This is a genomic window from Psychrobacter sp. AntiMn-1 (assembly GCF_001854065.1).
GTDB classification, from domain to species: Bacteria; Pseudomonadota; Gammaproteobacteria; order Pseudomonadales; family Moraxellaceae; genus Psychrobacter; species Psychrobacter pacificensis.
This window is the reverse complement of sequence record NZ_CP012969.1, coordinates 1,303,720-1,323,265: the sequence shown is the minus strand read 5'-3', so window position 1 is coordinate 1,323,265 and position 19,546 is coordinate 1,303,720. Positions and strand designations below refer to the sequence as shown.

Below are 19,546 nucleotides of genomic sequence, written 5' to 3'. Positions count from 1 at the left end.
TATTTATTGATAATTTTTCATAATAAGACAAGGCATGATACTCATTTTAGTAGCATGTGATGGCATAAAACATTAAGGAGTCTGATATGGACTTTATGCAATACTGGCAGATCAGCGACATGGTGACAAAGACGTTATTCTTTTTGTTACTTGCGTTATCTATTCTCTCTTGGGTGACAGGTATCGTCCGCGTATTGCAAAGTCGCAAACTGGCGACCAGTGTGGCAGATGACTTGAGTCAACAACTACAAGCAAAGCAGGCCGATTTGGTCGGCTCCGATGCTGCCGCTCGTCGTTTGGTCACTGAACAGACGTTACTCAAGCACATAGGGCGCTACCGTTTTGCGAGCGAGCGCGGCTTACCTATTCTTGGCACGACAGCCGCCATCGCGCCATTTATCGGCTTATTTGGCACGGTGTGGGGCATTTTCCACGCGCTGCATAATATTGGTATGAGTGGACAGGCAGGATTGGGACAAGTGGCAGGCCCCGTTGGTGAGGCACTAATTATGACGGGTCTTGGTATCGCTGTGGCTATTCCAGCTGTGGTGTTTTACAACCTAGCAGTACGTATCAATCGCCGTGTGATGTATCAAGCCAATGATAGAGCACATGATCTGTTGTCCGGGTCTGCTGAGCCTGTGCCATCGTCTACTAGCCCGAATGCGGGCGCAACATCGGTGCAGGCGGTTAAAGGCAATCGCTCAAATACTATCGATGCAGCAGTAGACACGCAGCAAGCGCGCCACTACAGCAGCTCTGTGGCAGAATAAAAAAGCACCTCTTGGCGGCATGACAATAAACACAAGTATTGAGAATAATTATGGCATTTCAACTGGGTGATGATGACGTTCAAGGTATGAATGAGATGAACCTCATTCCGCTTATCGATATCATGCTGGTATTGATGATTATCTTTTTATTGACAGCGACCGTGCTCAATCCGACGGTTCCTTTAGATTTGCCAAAGACCAGTGCTGAGGTCAATCAAACGCCGCCAGAAGCCATTCAAATCAGTATTGATAAAGACGCGGGGATATTTTGGGACAGCGATCCCATCAGCATGGAAGCGCTAGAGGCGCGTCTGCAAGAGCAAGGCGCAACCGGCAAAGATCCTTCAGTACAACTGCGCGCCGATAAAGAAGGTAAGTATGATACGGTCGCTCAGGTCTTGGCGGCTGCCAGTCAAGCAGGACTTACCAAGATTGCCTTTGTCAATGAATAATAGCAGCGATAAACGGTAGTAAGTAGTAATAAGCAGCGAAATGCAACGTCCGTTACAGCAAAAAATTGGCGATATAAATCAACAAGCCAATGAATAGCACGAGCGTCATAACAATAATAAGAACGATCAAAATAATAAGCTTCTCTCCGACCTCAGTGACGACTTAAACCTCAAATTAAGTCATCACTGAGGTTTTCTTTTTACCAGCCATAGCCAAATGGACGGTAGCCAAAGCCCAGATGTCCATAACCAAACGGATAAGGCGAGCGCAAGTAATCCAGATCGCGCTGACGGATATAGTAGTAGCGTCCTTGAGAGTAAGCTTCTTCTAATTTCTCAATACCTTCTAATGGACAGACTGGCTGCCAGTCATAGCCTTCGCGACCGAGCTTATAAGCGTTCAGCTCGGTACAGTAGTTTTTGAGACCTTGCTGTCGTCCTTGCTCCCACTGTATGCGGTTGGGACTTGCGCCGCCAACACTGGCGCAGCTGTTGGTATAGTGCCCGAAGTAAGCCCCTGAACGACCTTGTAGACCATCGGCATAACCGACTTCTTGCCAGTTACTGCTTTGACATTGCTGCGGGGTCAGGCTTTGGGTGGTGGCACAGCCTGACACTGTTAGCACGATTGCGCCAAGTAATGATAAGCTTATGACAGTGTTGCTCAGGAGTTTACCTGTCAGCTTGCTAGCGATATAAGCGCTTGACGAGTTTGACTTAATAAGATAATTCATAATAAACCTGCGCGCGTTTAAAATTATGGTTTATCATAGCACTTTTTTACGCCGACCACTTTTTGTATCTGGTTTTTGTATGTGGCTATGCTACTGATGATTAGGCACGCTAAATGTCTGATTTAACAGTATAACTGACAAATAAAGAGTGAGCCATATAGCCAGTTTTTGAATAGTAGTTGAGTGGCAGTGCTTGATTTTTGCGGGTTCGAGCTCATTATAAGTCTTGCTATATCGTTATCTGTCATGTGAGTAGCAGCCAGTTCACGTTAACGATTTATAGGATAGTTATTTATAAAGCCGTTATTTTTACTGTTGGCGTAGACAGCGGTTATCAGCCGTGGCAGTTATATTGATATTGTTTAGCATCATTTTTATTTAGTTAAAAGGCCAGAGCATCATGGGAACATTGATTGGCGTTATCATTGTACTATTCGTCTTAGGGAGTATGATGGCGCTCAAACCGAATGGTATCGATCAGCGTTTAGACAAGCTGCGTATGACCGCACGCCGTTTGCAGCTTAATCCAAAGCTCGTTGCTTGCCCTGATTGGATCAAAGGTCGTGATAATGAATATGGCCGCGGTATGCTTGGACAGTATTGTCTGATATTAGAAGAGACCAAACTGCCGCACACACGCTATCAAGTGATCGATGGACAATGGCGACCAGATAGCAGTTTTGTTGATACCAGCGATGATGCAAAAACACTCCATATTCCAAGTGCCATTCGCTCTACGCAAAGCAGCAATAATGTGACGGTGAAAAAAACCGATTTTAGTTTGGACAAAGCACCATTAGAGCTACCAGTGAGCATTGAGCCGTTTGTTAAAGGGCTGATGACCAAGGCCAATAGCATTATCATTTATTGGGAAGACATTGCTTACGTGCGCCCAAACTCTAATCCCACGTATCATCAGCAACGGATTGAGGCAGATCTGTTAGTGCTCAAAGCCAATCTTGAGAAATGGGCGATACAAATGCAAAAAGACGCGAGAGGCTAGTAAAGCGCTTTTTTGTCTCCATTAAAGGGCGATATGCAAGTAGTTTTTCATATTCAGTTTATTTAAAGTTGACAGTTTATCGCTTAGCAGTGTAACGTCTTTATAACTATATCTTTATTTTATGGTTATAATTTGTTTTATAACCTTTTTTATCAGCAGCTACTATTACTATAAATCGCTGAGTCATGGCTAACCCCTGATCATCAGTACCCATAAATTACTCTGCTACTGACTGTAATGTTACTTTCAATCTACTTATACTTTTAATCACTTATATTATGGTGTCGTCAAATATGGCAAAAACCACAACCAAAAAAACCGCAGCATCAGCTGCTGACAGCCCAAAGGGCAAGTCTTTGGTGATTGTAGAATCACCAGCCAAAGCAAAAACCATTAATAAATATCTTGGCGATGATTTTATCGTACGCTCGAGCATCGGTCATGTCCGTGATTTACCAGTTAGTGCAAATAAAAGCGCAAAAAAAGCAACCACGACCAAAAAAGATGACAGTCTGACCAAAGAAGAAAAAGCACAGCAAGCACTGGTACGCCGCATGGGCGTAGATCCAGAGCATGATTGGGCGGCGGTCTATGAAGTATTGCCAAACAAAACCAAGGTCATCAAAGAGCTCAAAGCACTGGCCAAAGACGCTGACAAAATCTATCTGGCAACGGATATGGATAGAGAAGGGGAGGCGATCGCTTGGCATCTAAAAGAAGTTATCGGTGGGCCTGATAGCAAGTATCAACGTGTGGTCTTTAACGAGATTACCAAATCAGCCATCCAAAATGCCTTTAAACAACCCTCAAAGCTTGATATCGATCGCGTCAATGCTCAGCAAGCGCGCAGATTCTTGGACCGTGTCGTTGGCTTTATGGTATCGCCACTATTATGGCAAAAGATTGCTCGCGGACTATCAGCAGGCCGTGTGCAGTCAGTTGCTATGCGCTTGGTTGTTGAGCGTGAGCATGAAATTCGCGCGTTCATTCCAGAAGAATACTGGCAAATCCATGCAGATACACATGTCGCTCATGATAAAACCAAAAAAGCCTCAGATGCGGAGCAAATCGGTATCCGTTTAGAGGCTACCAAACAAGGCGGTAAAACGCTAAAGCTTGGCAATAAAGAGCAAACCGATAAAGTGCTTGAGATACTCAAGGCAAGCGATTTTATCGTTAAAGAGCGTGAAGAGAAGCCAACCCAGTCACGTCCAAGTGCGCCTTTTATCACCTCGACTTTGCAGCAAGCCGCCAGTACACGTTTGGGATTTTCTGTTAAAAAGACCATGATTTTGGCGCAGCGTCTATATGAGGCGGGTCACATCACTTATATGCGTACCGACTCGACGTTCTTGTCTGGTGATGCGCTCGCGGCTGTCCGTGGTCATATCGAAGACAACTATGGCGCAAAATACGTGCCAGAAAAGCCAAATTTTTATGGCAATAAGCAAGGCGCTCAAGAGGCGCATGAAGCGATTCGTCCTTCTAATGTCAACTTAAAGTCAACGCAAATGAAAGGCGTTGAGCGTGATGCCATACGTCTATACGAGCTAATCTGGCGTCAGTTTGTGGCTTGTCAGATGACGCCTGCCAAATATCTATCAGTCAATCTTTTGGTAGAGGCGGGTAATGTCGAGCTAAAAGCGCGCGGCCGTACGATGACTTTTGATGGCTATACTCGTGTTATGCCGCCGGCCAAAACTGATGATACGCTGCTCCCTGATGTCAAAAAAGGCGATAAGCTCACCCTAGATAAGCTCGATCCAAGCCAACACTTTACCAAGCCGCCACCGCGCTATACTGAGGCAAGTCTTGTCAAAGAGCTTGAGAAAAAAGGTATTGGTCGTCCCTCGACTTATGCCTCAATTATCTCGACCATTCAAGACCGCGGCTATGTCAAGCTCGAAAACAAGCGCTTGTTTGCCGAAAAAATGGGCGATATCGTCACCGATAGATTGACCGCAAGCTTCCCAGATTTGATGGATTATACCTTTACTGCTGCGCTTGAAGACAAGCTCGATCATGTCGCCGAGGGTGAGCAAGATTGGAAAGACGTGCTCGATAATTTCTATGGTGAGTTCAAAACCACCCTTGAGCATGCCAAAGGCAAAGATGGCATGCGTCCGAATGATCCAACCGACGTGCCAGATGTGCATTGCGATATTTGCGATCGTCCGATGCAGCTGCGTACAGGCTCAACAGGCGTATTCTTGGGCTGTACTGGCTATAACTTGCCGCCAAAAGAGCGCTGTAAAGGCACCAAAAATCTAATGCCAGTTGAAGCATTTGCCAATCTAGATGATCCAGAGGGGGGTGATGAAACGGCAGAAGTCAAAGATTTGATGGAGAAAAAACGCTGTCCGAAATGCGGCACCGCAATGAATGGTTATATCGTTGATGGTGGTCTCAAGCTACACATCTGCGGTAATAACCCTGATTGTGACGGTTATATTCTAGAAGAAGGTAAGTTTGAAGTACCAGGCTCAGATGCGCCAACCATCGACTGTGACAAGTGTGATGGTCAGATGGAGCTAAAGACAGGTCGCTTTGGTCCGTATTTTGCTTGTCAGAAATGTGATAACACCCGCAAGGTACTAAAAACAGGCGAAGCAGCACCGCCGCGTATGGATCCTATTCATCTACCAGAGCTAAAATCGACCAAACATGATGATTACTTCATCTTGCGTGAAGGGGCGGCTGGCATGTTCCTTGCGGCCTCTAAATTTCCAAAGGTGCGTGAGACTCGTGCGCCCAAGCTCGCTGAGCTACGGGAAATAAAAGACAAGGTGGAAGACAAGTTCCAATATCTGTTTGAGGGACCAGATGAAGATCCAGATGGTAACCCAACTATATTACGTTGGTCACGTAAGAAAAAAGAGCAGTACATCGGCTCTGAGAAAAATGGCAAGGCCACCCGTTGGGGTGTGTACTGGCGTAAAGGCGAGTGGGTAGAAGAGTAACCACTTTTCTACCGGTCATAAAAAAACCTCTTAACCATATACAATATAGTTAAGAGGTTTTTTTATGGCTAATATATATAGTATTAGTTCATCTCGATAATACCGCAAGCAACACGGTCGCCTGATGCGCCTGATGGCTGGCTGGTGTAGTCGTCAGCGCCAGCATGTACAATAAAGGCGCGGCGATTCACGCTATACTTACCTGCTTTATCGGCCGTGATTTTCTTGTTCACATAGTTGATAGTAGCGACGCCATCTTCATTGGCTGTCAGGTTAGGTAGGTCACCTGCATGACCATTCATGTCATCAGGATTAGAGTGTGGTTTGTTGTCAGGATTGAAGTGACCGCCTGCCGCTTTACCCATATCAGCACAGCTACCTGTCTCATGAATATGTAGTGCAACCGTTTGGCCTGGCTGTAGATTCATGAGCTTACCGTAGACTTGTACACCGCCATCGACAGGACGCAGGAACATCTGTCCGACTTCATTCTTATCACCGCTCACCGCTTTGATGGTAGATTTTAGTGCTGGCTGATTGACAGGATTGCCTGTTTGCATTTGACCTTCGACCGTTTGGCAACCAGTCATGGCTAACGCTGATCCGCATAGTAGGGCACTTGCAAGCATTGTCTTATTCATTATTATCTCCAGTTATTTTATTCATTATTTAGAACGTAGTTAAAGTCACAAATATCTGTATTTATTGTTCTGTTAGAGCGCGTATCGATATTCGTTAACATCATCGTCAGTATAGCCAAGCAAACCCTATAGTTATTCATTAAATGCGCAACAATCGGTTAATAAATGTAAGTAACGTATGGGTTTGAAAATGTATTAAGGGATTTTCTTTGGCTCATTTTTCCAAATTAACGTTTCGCCTGTTGCCATGGTTTGCAGTAGGTTATAACGTGGATAATCGCCTGTATTACCTGTTGCTGATTGTAGCTGCATACTTAACGTCAGGGTGCTGCTGCTTTCCTGCATAAAATTAAATAGCGTGGTTTCAATGCGATTGCCTGTTTCGCCGCAGCCCATCATTGTGCTGATAATCATGCCAACCTTTAGCGTATTATCGTCAAGTAGAAAATAAGGTGCACCAGAGCCATTGCAATTCGAACCAAAAGAGATGATTGAATTTTCAGATTGACTAAAAATCTCGAATGAAATGGGATAATCAGGATGATAAAAATCACTAATCGGTTCTCTATTCATCAGCTTTCCTTGCTCGTCATAATGATTGGCAACCGCGCTTTCCAAATGCCACTTATAGTTCGCTAGCAGTTTAGTACTGATTGGTAACCCTATCGGTGGTGAAAGTAGCGGTTTTGCTATCCCTGTAAAGATAAGTTGGTTGCCATTTTCCATAGTCAGTGCAAGGCGCTTTGGCGAGGCTGTGGTATCGTCCTGTGCTGTTAGGGATGTTGTAGGTAGTAACTTAATCCCAAACATATACGTACCATAGTCCTCAAACAACGTGCGAATATTATAGTCATCAGTACTGCTGTTCGTGCAGGTCGCAGGTAGCTGTACAATATAGCTGCTATAACTGAATGGGGGTGCACCAGAGAATAGGTCGATTTTATCGTGCGTACAGCCCTGATAAAAATGCAGTCTACCTGGATCAATAGCCAAACGTATGGGGTTCGTACTTTGGATAGGGATAAGCTGACCATCATCTCGCGTCACTTCTGACAGTTGCCAGTTGTAGCCACTACTCCATTGCATGACTTGATTCTTTGGAATATCGAGCGTACCGGCTTGTGTGGTACTGTACGCTACGGATACGGTATTTTTACTCATCGACTGACAGCCTGATATGGCAAGCACAGTACTGCAAAATAACGCGCTGGCGAGCATCAGTTTTTTCATGAGTGTGTCCTTTTTTCAGTGTTGAATGGCTTATTTATTTTTTTTGATATTTTTCCAAACCAACATCTCGCCAGAATCTAGCGTTTGGGTGAGTAAGTAGTTTTGCTCTGACTGCTCTATAGTTGCCTTTGCCTTATTATCCGCGTGCGTTAAGATCAGTCGACTCGTGCTATAGGCCATCATACGTCGAAGCCGTGACTCAATGTCATCAATAGCGTCACCGCAGCTCATCATTGTGGAAGGAAAACCGCCAGTGAGTAAATTCTGATTGACAGAAAGGGCATAAGGCCCACTAACGCCGTTGCAGCCAACAGAGATACCAAAGCTTTGACCATATATACCTGACTCAAAACCATTTTTTTCGTCACTTTCATCGCCACCATAGTTATCCAAACCGTAGGAAAGGGTGATGGGCTTTTCTGTCTGCGTAAATTCGCTCATGACGGCGCCTGTTTGGTCCGTCACTTGTAACAGTTGCCAACGATAGCCCTCTAATAATTCATTGGTGAGTAGTATGCCAGCTACGGAGCGTTCAGGTTTAGGCGTGCCCGTAAAGATTAGGGTTTTGCCCTTATCCGTTCTTAAAGCCAGCTGTTTTTCTAAGGTTTTGGTAGCACGTACTGACTGAGGCAGCGCGGGAACAAATGTAAAATTCGTTCCTGCATAAGGCTTAAAAGTTGCGTTTAATAGATGTGCTGTATCGCTAGGGATGATTGTATTACCGCGCCAATCTTGGGTAGTTGCTTGATATATCGCAGTGCAATCAGCAGCCGTGACTGGTGATTTAGTTGTATCTTGTATTGATGCTTGTGTATAAGGATAAGGTAGAGGCAGCCACATATCAAAGGACACGATGTATCGGTAACAGCCGTCATCAAAAGTTAACAGGTCTGGGCGAACGTCCATCATTAGCGGCGGCTGAAGGTTGAGGCGTGTGAGTTTGCCTTTATCATCACTAATCTGTGTTAATTGCCAGTTATAGCCTGTAATGGTTTGAAACAGTCTGGGTTTGAGGGTAGCCGCTGACCAGTTTTTATCGTCAATGACGGTACTGGTTTGCGCTGAATGATTGAGGTTGTTTGTTTGGCAACCTAGTAGGGCGAGAGGTAATAAGGCGCTTATTATCGCTAAAGGCATCCGTAAATTATTTGACATTATAACTTTCCAACAAATAAACATTTGTCTAAAATATATCACAAGGCTCTAGAGAGATTGTTGTTTATTATTGCCAAAAAAAAGCCGCCCATCATAGTGATGAGCGGCTTTTATGTTTTAAGCATTGACTAACGAATACTCAATTAGTTGTGTAGCGCTTTGCCTGCCGTTTTATCAACCGTTACTTTTGCAGGCTTGAGCGGTTTTGGCATATCTACCAAAGCAACCTTTAAAATCTCTTCAATCGTCGCAACTGGCTGAATGGTCAAGCCTTCTTTGACATTATCAGGGATATCAGCCAAATCACGCTCATTACTTTCTGGAATCAAGACATGCTTGATGCCGCCGCGATGCGCTGCCAGTAGCTTCTCTTTGAGACCACCGATACGTAGGATTTTGCCGCGCAAGGTAATCTCACCTGTCATGGCGATATCTGGACGAATGGCAATACCTGTCAAGGCAGAGACCAGTGCAGTCGTCAATGCACCACCAGCAGAAGGACCGTCTTTTGGCGTGGCGCCTTCTGGCATGTGCACATGGATATCCGTGATTTTGACTGTCTCATAGTCAATGCCAAGACTGTCACCGCGAGCACGCACCACACTCATCGCCGCACGAATCGACTCTTTCATCACATCGCCAAGTGAGCCGGTGAAGCTAAGCTCACCTTTACCTTTCATAGCGACCGCTTCAATAGTAAGCAGCTCGCCGCCCACTTGTGTCCACGCAAGACCAGTGACACGACCAATCTCAGGCTCTTCTTCCGCCAGACCGTAGTCATACTGGTGCACACCTAGATAGTCATCGATGTTCTTGTCATCGACAGTCACTAGCTGACGTTCCGCTTTTTTCGGAGCGCGCGCGCCATGAGTTTCAACCGAATCGCGAACGACTTTGCGGCAGATTTTATTGACTTCACGCTCAAGGTTACGCACACCTGCTTCACGGGTATAGCTTCGTACGATACTGTGTAGGGCCGCTTCAACGATTTCAATTTCACCTTCTTTAAGGCCATTATTCTTGATCGCTTTTGGTACGAGGTATTTCTGTGCGATATTGACCTTTTCTTCTTCGGTATAACCCGGCAGACGAATGACTTCCATACGGTCAAGTAGCGCAGGTGGAATATCCATGCTGTTGGCAGTACAGATAAACATCACTTGCGACAAATCTAAGTCCATATCTAAATAATGGTCGTTAAAGGTGTCGTTCTGTGATGGGTCTAATACTTCAAGCAATGCTGATGCTGGATCGCCGCGGAAGTCTTGCGCCATCTTATCGATTTCATCCAATAAGAATAGTGGGTTTTTCACTTCGACTTTTGCCAGTGACTGCACGATTTTACCCGGCATCGCACCGATATAAGTACGGCGATGACCGCGGATTTCCGCTTCATCACGTACGCCGCCTAGTGCCATACGGACAAATTTACGACCCGTTGCGCGCGCAATCGACTCACCCAACGAGGTTTTACCAACACCTGGAGGACCGACGAGACATAGAATCGGGCCACGCAGTTTTTTCACGCGTGATTGTACGGCGAGATATTCTAAGATGCGATCTTTGACATCTTGTAAGCCATAGTGATCTTCGTCTAAGACCGTTTTTGCCTTGTCTAGATTGATTGAGACTTTGGTCGTCGCATTCCACGGCGTATCCAAAATCCACTCAATGTAGTTGCGTACCACTGACGATTCGCTTGATGCAGGTGGCATCATTTTAAGCTTTTTAAACTCTTGCTCCGCTTTTTTGCGCACATCGTCTGGCAAGTCAGCATCTTCTAGACGCTGCTCTAGCTCAGCGACATCATCTTCGCCATCAAACGCGCCATCATTGAGATCTGATAGCTCGTTTTTGATCGCTTTCATCTTCTCATTTAAGAAGTACTCGCGCTGATTGTCTTCCATCTGCTGACGGACCGCATCTTGAATATCTTGCTCGATATTTTGCTCAGCACTTTGCTTGACCAGATATTCCGTCAAGGTGTTGATATGCGTTTTGATATTATTTTCTTCTAAGAACGACTGTTTAACATCCAAATCCATTGACACGCGGGTTGAGATGAAATAAACCAGTTCAAGCAAATCATCGATGCGTTTGGCCACGCGAGTTAGCTCACGGGCATTACGCAGACGCGCATCCGCATAGCCTTCAAACAGGGTGGTCAACGCCTGAATAGTGTTTTTCTTCTGGCTCTCATCCATGCTGACATCAAGATCAGCACGCTCAAATCTCGCCATCAATAAGTCGTCATGACTTTCGATATTGTCGACACGGGCGCGATATTGACCTTCGATGAGTACTTTGATGCAGTTCTCATCGCTATCGTGCGGCATGGTGCTGACGATGCGGCACACCGTACCGTATTGATACAAGTTGTCTTGATCAATGTCTTCGGTCAATGAGTCTTTTTGGGCGACGACCAGTACTTTGTTGCCATACTCAGCTTGTGCCAGCTCAACGGCTTTCACCGATGGCGCACGTCCCACAAACAAGGCAATCTGCATGTGCGGGTAGACAACCACATCTCGCAATGCCAAGAGTGGCAAGTAGCTTTCATCTTGGTTGTCGTTTACATCTTTATTATTAGAGTCAGTGTTATCAAGACCAGTGTCTGTCTCATTGGTTGACGCCGCTTTTTGTGCTGCATTCGACAAGGCCTCTGCCTCATTGTTGTTTGTAGCAGTAGATGAAGCGTCGACATCAATGTCGATATTGTCTTGGGTAATTTTATGTTCACTCATATATTTTTCCTCTTTCCCCGGACTTGTAAAGTCAAGTTCGTGGTTCATGTCTAGATAAATGGTGTCCACAGATAAAATTGCAAGTCTCATTGGCAAAGATGCACAGTTATCTTTGTTAAATAGTGCGACAAACACCGACGTTTCAATGCGGTTATTGGATTAAAAAGTTGGATTAAAAATGCTGTGTCTGCATTAAATAAGTAAAATCTCACCATTAGATAGCGAGAGCGTGTGTGAGATGCGGGTGTCTAATTCGGTTCTATGCATGGGCTTTATATCCAAAATAAGGTAAACTGGCGCCCGTCTAAAAACGCGTCTGAGAAACGAGCCGACATTAAGACGTTTTAGACAGCACAGCGATATTCATCAGTGTTACTATTCATCGGTCTCAATGAGACCAAGTTATAAAGAGCAAGGGGCAATACATGGCCATCAATGCGGTACTGCTGGCAGTTATTATTATGCTAGGACTGTCACTTTCGCGCGTGCACGTGGTGCTCAGTTTATTAATCGGGGCGCTAGCAGGTGGATTGTTAGCAGGTCTGGGTATTACCGATACGCTCAATGCTTTTCAAGAAGGTATCCGTAATGGCGCACAGATTGCGCTATCGTATGCCTTGCTAGGGGCGTTTGCCGTGGCGATCGCGCACTCGGGATTGCCGCAGTCATTGGCAGGGGCGGTGATTAGACGCATTGATGCTGCGGGCACGAGTGGCATGATTAAATATATGCTGTTTGCAGGCCTCATTACCATGAGCTGCTTTAGCCAAAACCTAATCCCTATTCATATTGCCTTTATTCCACTGCTGGTACCGCCGCTGCTTTTGGCGTTCAACCGTATGCAGATAGATCGCCGCCTGATTGCCTGTCTGATTACCTTTGGACTGGTCACCACCTATATGTTTATACCGTATGGGTTCGGTGATATTTACCTCAATCAAATTATGCTAAAAAACGTCGGTGAAGCGGGCATTGATGTTGCCAATATTTCTGTGGTGAAAGCCATGGCAATTCCTGCGCTTGGCATGCTCATTGGTCTGCTGGTCGCGGTATTTATCAGTTACCGTAAGCCGCGCGAGTATCAGCAGATTGCGATAGATCAGCAAGCGCATGATGCCGTCGTAGAAGGCGATGCATTAAGTAAAACAGCCGCTGGCGCTCAGTCGCAAAGCAAGCTAAAGACGCTGGTTGCATTGGCTGCTATCGTGACGGCTTTCGTCGTGCAGCTATACACTGATTCGCTACTACTTGGCTCGATGTTTGGCTTTGGCGTGTTTATGGCGACAGGCGTGGTGAAATGGCGTGATGCTGATGGTGTCTTTAATGATGGTATCAAATTGATGGCGATGATTGGCTTTATTATGATTACCGCGCAAGGTTTTGCTGAAGTCATGAAAGCGACAGAGCAGATTCAGCCACTCGTTGATGGGGCGGCGTCACTGTTCGGTGGTAATAAAGCGATGGCAGCATTTATCATGCTCTTGATCGGTTTGATTGTGACTATGGGTATCGGCTCGTCCTTCTCGACCATTCCTATTTTGGCCGCGATCTATGTGCCGCTATGTATCTCTTTAGAGTTTTCGCCATTAGCAACGGTTGCAATTATCGGTACAGCTGGCGCGCTGGGTGATGCCGGTTCTCCTGCGTCAGATTCGACATTGGGTCCCACATCGGGTCTTAACATCGATGGACAGCACGACCATATCAAAGACAGTGTGGTGCCAACCTTTATTCACTACAATATTCCGCTACTGGCATTTGGCTGGATTGCGGCGATGGTGCTTTAGTAAATGATTTGAATGATTGGGTTTGATATAAAAGGTGGGTATAGCAACTAGCATAAAGAGTTACTATACTCGCCTTTTTTCGTTTCTATTAATTGCTCAAACTGCCTATATTTTTAACAATCTTCATCAAAATCCTCAATCTCACCGTTCAAACTGCTCAAAAACGCATCACTTTGCGCGAGCAGCTCATTTAAGCGTTCTTCATTGACTAATCGTGTCATCTCATCAGTGCTAAACGGCTGCTCTTGACTGTAATAACGTTGCTCTCTAGCGTCCTCATTGCCTAATGTTTGCAAATATTCATCCACACTGTCTGCACTGGAAACAGCAGCGCTAGAGTCTTTTTCAAATTGTTCATCGTCTTTCATTAAAACCACCTTAAGCCACTTGGCGTAATTAAGCCATCTAATGGCACATCCCACGGCTGACGCGCTAATTGTTCAACCACTTGAAAGTCATAACACCAGCCAATTTTTAATGGTTTCTTGGCCCCTGAGCGATAGCTTTTGCCAAGCGTCGTATCATAAAAACCGCCACCCATGCCCATACGATTGCCGTGTTTATCTACCGCGACTAACGGACAGATGATCATATCTAATTCTGACGCCCAGAGCAGAGCGCGGCTATGATTTTGTTTCATGCCGAGCTGATGAATGCGAGTGGGGAGGTTGATTAGTTTTGAGTGGTAAACAGGTACAAAACGCAACCGTTTATCATCACTGCCATTACTAGTACGACCGAGAGAACCAACGACAGGTAAATAAGGAGAATAGCCTAAGCATATGCACCAATCCAGCAGTGGCTGAGTGGGTAGCTCGCCAAATCCATCATAATATAGCCCAATACGTGCATTTTTTGATAGCCGCTGCTGTAATTTGCTCAAATGCAAGCTCGCTGCTTGCGCCATATTCCTACGCGCGCCATCACTTAATTGACGACGCTGGCGAGTGAAGTGCCGTCTGGGTGGATTACTTAGCGTAGGTTCTTGTGAGTTAAGCATTTTTGACTCAGTGGGCATGGTTTCAGAGTGCATAGGTATCTTATCCAATGACATATCAGATTGATGAGGGGCGCTTTTAGACATTCGTTTTTAGGCATTGACCAAAGCGATTTGTGAATATTCAACACGTCCTAGTCATGCTATCATAATGCCACTTTATATCGTATTCTCCTTTATGTGCAGCGGATGTTGCATTTTTTAGAGCAGTCATAAAACAACAAACCATCAAAGAGGGTAGTTATGTCGACACAGAATCAGGCAACTCGTACCGAAAAAGACACCATGGGTAACGTAGAAGTCCCAGCTGATGCCTATTGGGGCGCGCAAACACAGCGTAGCCGCGAAAACTTCAAAATCGGTGGCGAGACTTTGCCGCGTCCAATGATTGAAGCGATGGCACTGGTCAAAAAAGCCGCTGCGATTACCAATGCAAGCCTAGAGCGTATCGAAGGTGACAAGCGTGATCTTATCGTACAAGCCGCTGACGAAATCATCAATGGTGGTCTGGTTGATCAGTTCCCATTGGTCGTATGGCAGACGGGTTCAGGTACACAGTCAAACATGAACATGAACGAAGTGCTTGCTAACCGTGCTAACGAAATCGCGGGTTCTGAGCGTGGCAGCTACACGCCAATTCACCCAAATGACCATGTGAACCATGCACAGTCTACCAACGACAGCTTCCCAACGGCGATTCGTGTCGCTGCTGCGCGTCAGATCAATAGCCTACTTATCCCAGCGGTCAAAGCGCTACGTGATACCTTAGATAAAAAGTCCAAAGAATTCGATAGCATTGTTAAAATTGGTCGTACACATTTGCAGGACGCTACACCTTTGACCTTAGGTCAAGAGTTCAGCGGTTATGTCAGCCAACTTGACCATGCATTGACTCGCATCGACAATGCGCTACAAGGTCTATATGAATTGCCACTAGGCGGTACTGCGGTTGGTACTGGTCTAAACGCCCATCCTGACTATGCAGTAAAAGCAGCTGAGCAACTAGCGACTTTGACGGGCTTGCCATTTGTCACATCCCCAAATAAATTTGAAGCACTAGCCGCTCGTGATGCAGAAGTATTTGCATCAGGCGCACTCAAAACACTAGCCGCTAGCTTAAACAAAATCGCTAACGACGTACGTTGGTTGGCATCAGGTCCTCGTTGTGGTTTGGGTGAGTTGACGATTCCTGAAAATGAGCCAGGCTCTTCTATCATGCCAGGCAAAGTAAACCCAACGCAGTCAGAAGCAATGACTATGGTTGTCGCTCAGGTCATGGGTAACGATACGACTATCAGCATGGCGGGCGCGTCAGGTAACTTTGAGCTAAACGTGTATAAGCCAGTGATCGCCTTTAACCTATTACAGTCTATCAAGCTACTGGGCGATGCGTGCAACAGTTTCAACGAAAACTGTGCGGTTGGTATCGAGCCAGTCAAAGAAAAAATCGATGACTTCTTGCATAACTCATTGATGCTAGTGACGTCATTGAACCGTCATGTTGGTTATGAAAACGCGGCAAAAATCGCTAAGACGGCTTATAAAGAAAACAAAACGTTGAAGCAGGTGGCGGTTGAGCTGGAGCTATTAACTGAAGCGCAGTTTGATGAGTGGGTCATTCCTGCTGATATGGTACATCCTAAGTAAGCTATCTAATAGTTTTTTAGAATAGTAAAAAGACCTTGTCGTATGGCAAGGTCTTTTTTTTGTTTTCGATTTTGGATCTGATACTACTTTTAACTATTAGTTGTTTCATTTGCTATAGAGATAATACGATTTACTTATTATCGTATTAAGTTTACTCTCAATATCAAAATTACATTCAATGAGGCAAAAAATGGCTTCCAATAAGAACCAACATTATGTACCTCAGTGTTATCTAAAAAATTTCTCCATAGATGAATCAAAAGCGGCCATCTGTGTTTATAACTTGGACAGAAAAAAGCTAATTAAAAATGCACCTATAAAAAATCAATGTTCGAGGAACTATTTCTATGGTGAAGATCTTGCATTGGAAAAAGCGTTACAGCCGATTGAAGGTCAGTTCTCTGAAATAGTTCGCAATCTTGAAAACATAAATCACGTTCTGACAGACAATGACAAGCTATTTCTCATAGAATTTTGGCTACTTCAACGTGCAAGAACTGAGGAGTTCGCTAAGTCTACTGCTGAATCAACTGAACAAGATATAAAAACCTTGCTTTCTATTGACATTAAAATGGAAGTTAAAAAAGTTGTTCACAAAGTAATACAGTCGATCTTAAAAAATAGGCATTTAATTCATGACTTAAAGGTTTGTATTTTAAAGAACAATACTAAAACTGATTTCATAACCTCAGACCATCCAGCAGTACTCACAAATCGATGGTATTTTCTCAATAAAAAAGTGCAATTTAGGTCTTTTGGATTACAGTCATCAGGAGCACTATTTATTTTACCTCTTACTCCTAGAATTCTTATGTTGGCCTATGATAAAGATGTTTATAGTATTGCTAATATAAAAGGGTGGGTTCAGCTTAAAAATAGGTATGATATAGATGCTTTTAACTATCTTCAGTTACTGAATTGTCGAGCTAATATATACACAGCAAATCCAGATAGTGCCCTATATATAGAGAGTCTTCATAACGAAGTAGAGTATTCAAAATCTTTGCAAGGTCATAAAACAGAATTTTACATTTCAGATAATTCTGATGGCAAGATAAAAGATGAAAATCGAATTGACGTTTCTGAAATTAAAGTGAACCAAAAATTCTTCAAAGTCTCTCAAACTGTTTACGCTGCACCACCAATATGGCCTAGAGTAATAAATTGGAAGCCAAATGGGTTTATAATGACAAATGACACGTATGATGATTTTGTTCGTCAAGCAGTAGTAAAAAAAACAGGGCGAAGTGATTTTTATAAAATGTCGATCCGCAAAGGCTAGCTAGAGTCAGTAAAAGTAATCTTATTCGAACAACTAAACTAAATTTCTCTGATTTCTTAAAACTCAAAATATGTTTTTATCTAAACTACCTACAAAAAAGCCAAGCAAAATGCTCGGCTTTTTCATATCAAAAATCTAATCTCAATTAAAACTTATAAAGCAATCCAAGCGTGGTCGTAGCATCAGTACGCGAGTCAACCATTGGGCTATCGTATTGCTCATTAGGTACATAGCTCACGCTTTGATTGGCAAACCCTGCCCATTTATCGTTAAAGTCGTAGTTGGCACTAACGCTGACATACGGATTCAAGCTCGAGTTAGATTTATAAGCGGCAACGCCTGTCTCCGCTGACTCTTCTTCACTGACGCCATAGTAGTATTCATTGTAGGCCGCGTCATGATACTCAAAGCCGATGCTTGGATAGACCGTCAGCTTGTTTCTAGTAATTTTGGCAAGGTAAGTTAAGCGACCAGTATTACCGCCACTTTCGTCCAACACATCGGTCGCAAACTGACCACGAAACGCACCGATAGGCGTGCGACGCTGGTAGCTTATACCTGCTTCTGCAGATAGTTTACGCTCATCGAGACCTTGCAGGGCACCATTAGCATCATCAGGATCAAACGAATTCCCTGCGAGCTGCGCGTAAGCAGAGAGCTGATTGACACCATCATTGATCAAGTACGCACCCGCTTGAGCACCGCGCGCATAGATCCTATTATTGTCATAAAAAATGCCCGGTAGCACACGCACTTCAGTGCTGTCTTCGAGATCATAGGCGGATTTTACCGCCATGACATTGACCCCAACGCTCAATTCGGCGTCTTTGTCAGTCGGTAGGTTTTTATTAAGAAAAGGGATGGCACTAGACAGGCTAGACACACTGAGTAATGCCGTAGCAGTTAACGTGCTCAGCATGGCTCGCGTAGAGAAGTGAGGTTGCGCTGCAAGTTTTAACATAATTGGGTCTCGTAAGTGAGTATAAATAACGGGGTAGTAAGATCAGGTAAAAAACGAGCAAAAAGCGAATAAGAATAAATGGTCTAAATAATTCGGCTGTTATTGGTAGTTATTTAGCAATGATAGATAAATACGCGCATTTACTCAATGGCTTTTAGCACTTGTAGGATTTGCTGATGAATATCTTGCCACCACCAGACAAAGCCAATACTAATAATCAGCATCGCAAGCCATGGCAATAGTTGCCAGATTATGCTCACGTTAACAGGCTCTGGTGCAAATTTCTTGGGATCAATATAAGTGGGGTAGTTATTTATATAGCCACCACTTTGGTCGAAATCGGCAGTATCTGCGGTGTTGTTTAAGTCTACAGGGGTTTGGATATTATTATCAGCAAATATATTGGTAAGCGGCGGATTACCGCGCTGATTATCGTGTAAGCTCGTTTGATAGCTTGGCTGATGATTGCTTGCATAGTTCGCTTGGACCGCGTTTTGATAAGCTTGCTGAGCTTGCGCCATAGCTGCTTGCTGTGCCAGCTCTCGCTTACGATAAACGAGAGCAATAGGCAAGGCGATAAGCAAGCCAGTAATCGCGCCGCCGATGTGACCGGCATTATCGATACCCGGTACGGCAAAGCCATAAACCAAATTAATCGCCATGATGATGATCAAGCTCTTGAGATTGAGTACCATGCCATTGACCGATATTTTAAACAGGGCAGCGATCAGTAACGCCGCACCGATACCCATGATACCACCAGAAGCTCCCGCTGATAGGCCGGGCTGTCCTGTTCCTTCTATGATACTTTGCCATGTGACATAGTTATTGAGCAAGTTACCACCGATGGCTGCTAGTAAAAACAATGCCAAAAACTTGGCTGAGCCAAATATCGGCTCGGCAATCTGCCCAAAAAAATACATGGCAAAGCCGTTAAATAGGAGATGCATGAGACCAATGTGCAAAAACGCACTACTCACCAAGCGCCATGGATCATCCATCATCGTTAAGGGTAAGGCGTTGGCACCCCATTTAACTAACGCTTCAGTTGACGGGTTATTGGCATCGACGCCCGTGACTAGCTGCATGACAAATAGCCCGATAAAGCTGGCTAATAGCAGGGTAGTGACGGGCGCTGTTTTTAATAATTGTTGAATGGTCATAAAGGCTAACTGTCATC

At 44.6% G+C, this 19,546-nt stretch carries 16 protein-coding genes; 7 read left to right on the top strand and 9 right to left on the bottom strand.

Features of this window, described 5'->3' with window-relative positions; all coding sequences use genetic code 11:
- The first annotated feature begins 86 nt into the window (after positions 1-86).
- Both AOT82_RS05540 and AOT82_RS05535 read left to right on the top strand, forming a co-directional pair.
- Positions 87-773: a MotA/TolQ/ExbB proton channel family protein gene (locus AOT82_RS05540; protein ID WP_071002156.1), complete on the top strand. Its 687-nt coding sequence runs from the start codon at positions 87-89 to the stop codon at positions 771-773.
- A 50-nt stretch (positions 774-823) separates the two neighbouring features.
- Positions 824-1,225, top strand: a complete 402-nt coding sequence (locus tag AOT82_RS05535) for an ExbD/TolR family protein (RefSeq protein WP_071002155.1) — start codon at positions 824-826, stop codon at positions 1,223-1,225.
- Positions 1,226-1,425: 200 nt separating this feature from the next.
- Here the strand turns inward: AOT82_RS05535 and AOT82_RS05530 are convergent, their stop codons facing one another.
- Entirely contained in the window at positions 1,426-1,959 is a 534-nt protein-coding gene (locus tag AOT82_RS05530) for a DUF2799 domain-containing protein (protein WP_071002154.1), read from the bottom strand.
- 400 nt (positions 1,960-2,359) lie between these two features.
- Here AOT82_RS05530 and AOT82_RS05525 point away from each other — a divergent pair, with 400 nt between their 5' ends.
- Both AOT82_RS05525 and topA read left to right on the top strand, forming a co-directional pair.
- Complete coding sequence (locus AOT82_RS05525) at positions 2,360-2,962, top strand: hypothetical protein (RefSeq protein ID WP_071002153.1); 603 nt, start codon at positions 2,360-2,362, stop codon at positions 2,960-2,962.
- Between the two features lie 293 nt (positions 2,963-3,255).
- Positions 3,256-5,922 carry a type I DNA topoisomerase gene (gene topA / locus AOT82_RS05520; RefSeq protein WP_071002152.1) on the top strand — a complete coding sequence of 889 codons (2,667 nt, stop codon included), beginning with the start codon at positions 3,256-3,258 and terminating at the stop codon, positions 5,920-5,922.
- Positions 5,923-6,005: 83 nt separating this feature from the next.
- Here topA and AOT82_RS05515 read toward each other — a convergent pair whose 3' ends face one another.
- From AOT82_RS05515 to lon, 4 genes are all read right to left on the bottom strand, one after another.
- Positions 6,006-6,563, bottom strand: coding sequence for a superoxide dismutase family protein (locus tag AOT82_RS05515; RefSeq protein WP_071002151.1), 558 nt, complete (start codon positions 6,561-6,563; stop codon positions 6,006-6,008).
- Between the two features lie 195 nt (positions 6,564-6,758).
- Positions 6,759-7,793: an META domain-containing protein gene (locus tag AOT82_RS05510; protein ID WP_071002150.1), complete on the bottom strand. Its 1,035-nt coding sequence runs from the start codon at positions 7,791-7,793 to the stop codon at positions 6,759-6,761.
- A 30-nt stretch (positions 7,794-7,823) separates the two neighbouring features.
- The gene (locus AOT82_RS05505) at positions 7,824-8,948 is read right to left on the bottom strand and encodes an META domain-containing protein (protein WP_071002149.1); all 1,125 of its coding nucleotides are present in this window, start codon (positions 8,946-8,948) and stop codon (positions 7,824-7,826) included.
- 143 nt (positions 8,949-9,091) lie between these two features.
- Entirely contained in the window at positions 9,092-11,692 is a 2,601-nt protein-coding gene (gene lon, locus AOT82_RS05500; RefSeq protein WP_227517187.1) for an endopeptidase La, read from the bottom strand.
- Positions 11,693-12,117: 425 nt separating this feature from the next.
- On the opposite strand from lon, the gene AOT82_RS05495 reads away from it, so the two are divergent.
- On the top strand, positions 12,118-13,479 hold the full coding sequence (locus AOT82_RS05495) for a Na+/H+ antiporter family protein (RefSeq protein WP_071002148.1): 1,362 nt from the start codon (positions 12,118-12,120) through the stop codon (positions 13,477-13,479).
- Between the two features lie 113 nt (positions 13,480-13,592).
- Here AOT82_RS05495 and AOT82_RS05490 read toward each other — a convergent pair whose 3' ends face one another.
- Together AOT82_RS05490 and AOT82_RS05485 are read right to left on the bottom strand one after the other, a co-directional pair.
- Positions 13,593-13,847, bottom strand: a complete 255-nt coding sequence (locus AOT82_RS05490; protein ID WP_071002147.1) for a hypothetical protein — start codon at positions 13,845-13,847, stop codon at positions 13,593-13,595.
- Positions 13,847-14,563 (bottom strand): 5-formyltetrahydrofolate cyclo-ligase, encoded by a 717-nt coding sequence (locus tag AOT82_RS05485; protein ID WP_071002146.1) that lies wholly within the window; start codon positions 14,561-14,563, stop codon positions 13,847-13,849. Before AOT82_RS05485 ends, AOT82_RS05490 begins: the two co-directional genes overlap by 1 nt.
- A 156-nt stretch (positions 14,564-14,719) precedes the next feature.
- Between AOT82_RS05485 and fumC the strand changes: the two genes are divergently transcribed.
- Both fumC and AOT82_RS05475 read left to right on the top strand, forming a co-directional pair.
- Positions 14,720-16,123 (top strand): class II fumarate hydratase, encoded by a 1,404-nt coding sequence (gene fumC / locus AOT82_RS05480; protein ID WP_071002145.1) that lies wholly within the window; start codon positions 14,720-14,722, stop codon positions 16,121-16,123.
- Positions 16,124-16,313: 190 nt separating this feature from the next.
- The gene (locus AOT82_RS05475; protein ID WP_071002144.1) at positions 16,314-17,405 is read left to right on the top strand and encodes a DUF4238 domain-containing protein; all 1,092 of its coding nucleotides are present in this window, start codon (positions 16,314-16,316) and stop codon (positions 17,403-17,405) included.
- Positions 17,406-17,550: 145 nt separating this feature from the next.
- Here AOT82_RS05475 and AOT82_RS05470 read toward each other — a convergent pair whose 3' ends face one another.
- Together AOT82_RS05470 and AOT82_RS05465 are read right to left on the bottom strand one after the other, a co-directional pair.
- Positions 17,551-18,366 carry a MipA/OmpV family protein gene (locus AOT82_RS05470; protein WP_071002143.1) on the bottom strand — a complete coding sequence of 272 codons (816 nt, stop codon included), beginning with the start codon at positions 18,364-18,366 and terminating at the stop codon, positions 17,551-17,553.
- Positions 18,367-18,506: 140 nt separating this feature from the next.
- A complete protein-coding gene (locus AOT82_RS05465; protein ID WP_071002142.1) occupies positions 18,507-19,529 on the bottom strand; it encodes a rhomboid family intramembrane serine protease in 1,023 nt (340 codons plus the stop codon).
- Positions 19,530-19,546 lie beyond the last annotated feature (17 nt).

Bases quoted from the DNA above. Each gene is read 5' to 3' on its own strand.
- AOT82_RS05540 (WP_071002156.1), top strand. From the start codon at position 87: ATGGACTTTATGCAATACTGGCAGATCAGCGACATGGTGACAAAGACG.
- AOT82_RS05535 (WP_071002155.1), top strand. From the start codon at position 824: ATGGCATTTCAACTGGGTGATGATGACGTTCAAGGTATGAATGAGATG.
- AOT82_RS05530 (WP_071002154.1), bottom strand. From the start codon at position 1,959: ATGAATTATCTTATTAAGTCAAACTCGTCAAGCGCTTATATCGCTAGC.
- AOT82_RS05525 (WP_071002153.1), top strand. From the start codon at position 2,360: ATGGGAACATTGATTGGCGTTATCATTGTACTATTCGTCTTAGGGAGT.
- topA (WP_071002152.1), top strand. From the start codon at position 3,256: ATGGCAAAAACCACAACCAAAAAAACCGCAGCATCAGCTGCTGACAGC.
- AOT82_RS05515 (WP_071002151.1), bottom strand. From the start codon at position 6,563: ATGAATAAGACAATGCTTGCAAGTGCCCTACTATGCGGATCAGCGTTA.
- AOT82_RS05510 (WP_071002150.1), bottom strand. From the start codon at position 7,793: ATGAAAAAACTGATGCTCGCCAGCGCGTTATTTTGCAGTACTGTGCTT.
- AOT82_RS05505 (WP_071002149.1), bottom strand. From the start codon at position 8,948: ATGTCAAATAATTTACGGATGCCTTTAGCGATAATAAGCGCCTTATTA.
- lon (WP_227517187.1), bottom strand. From the start codon at position 11,692: ATGAGTGAACATAAAATTACCCAAGACAATATCGACATTGATGTCGAC.
- AOT82_RS05495 (WP_071002148.1), top strand. From the start codon at position 12,118: ATGGCCATCAATGCGGTACTGCTGGCAGTTATTATTATGCTAGGACTG.
- AOT82_RS05490 (WP_071002147.1), bottom strand. From the start codon at position 13,847: ATGAAAGACGATGAACAATTTGAAAAAGACTCTAGCGCTGCTGTTTCC.
- AOT82_RS05485 (WP_071002146.1), bottom strand. From the start codon at position 14,563: ATGTCTAAAAGCGCCCCTCATCAATCTGATATGTCATTGGATAAGATA.
- fumC (WP_071002145.1), top strand. From the start codon at position 14,720: ATGTCGACACAGAATCAGGCAACTCGTACCGAAAAAGACACCATGGGT.
- AOT82_RS05475 (WP_071002144.1), top strand. From the start codon at position 16,314: ATGGCTTCCAATAAGAACCAACATTATGTACCTCAGTGTTATCTAAAA.
- AOT82_RS05470 (WP_071002143.1), bottom strand. From the start codon at position 18,366: ATGTTAAAACTTGCAGCGCAACCTCACTTCTCTACGCGAGCCATGCTG.
- AOT82_RS05465 (WP_071002142.1), bottom strand. From the start codon at position 19,529: ATGACCATTCAACAATTATTAAAAACAGCGCCCGTCACTACCCTGCTA.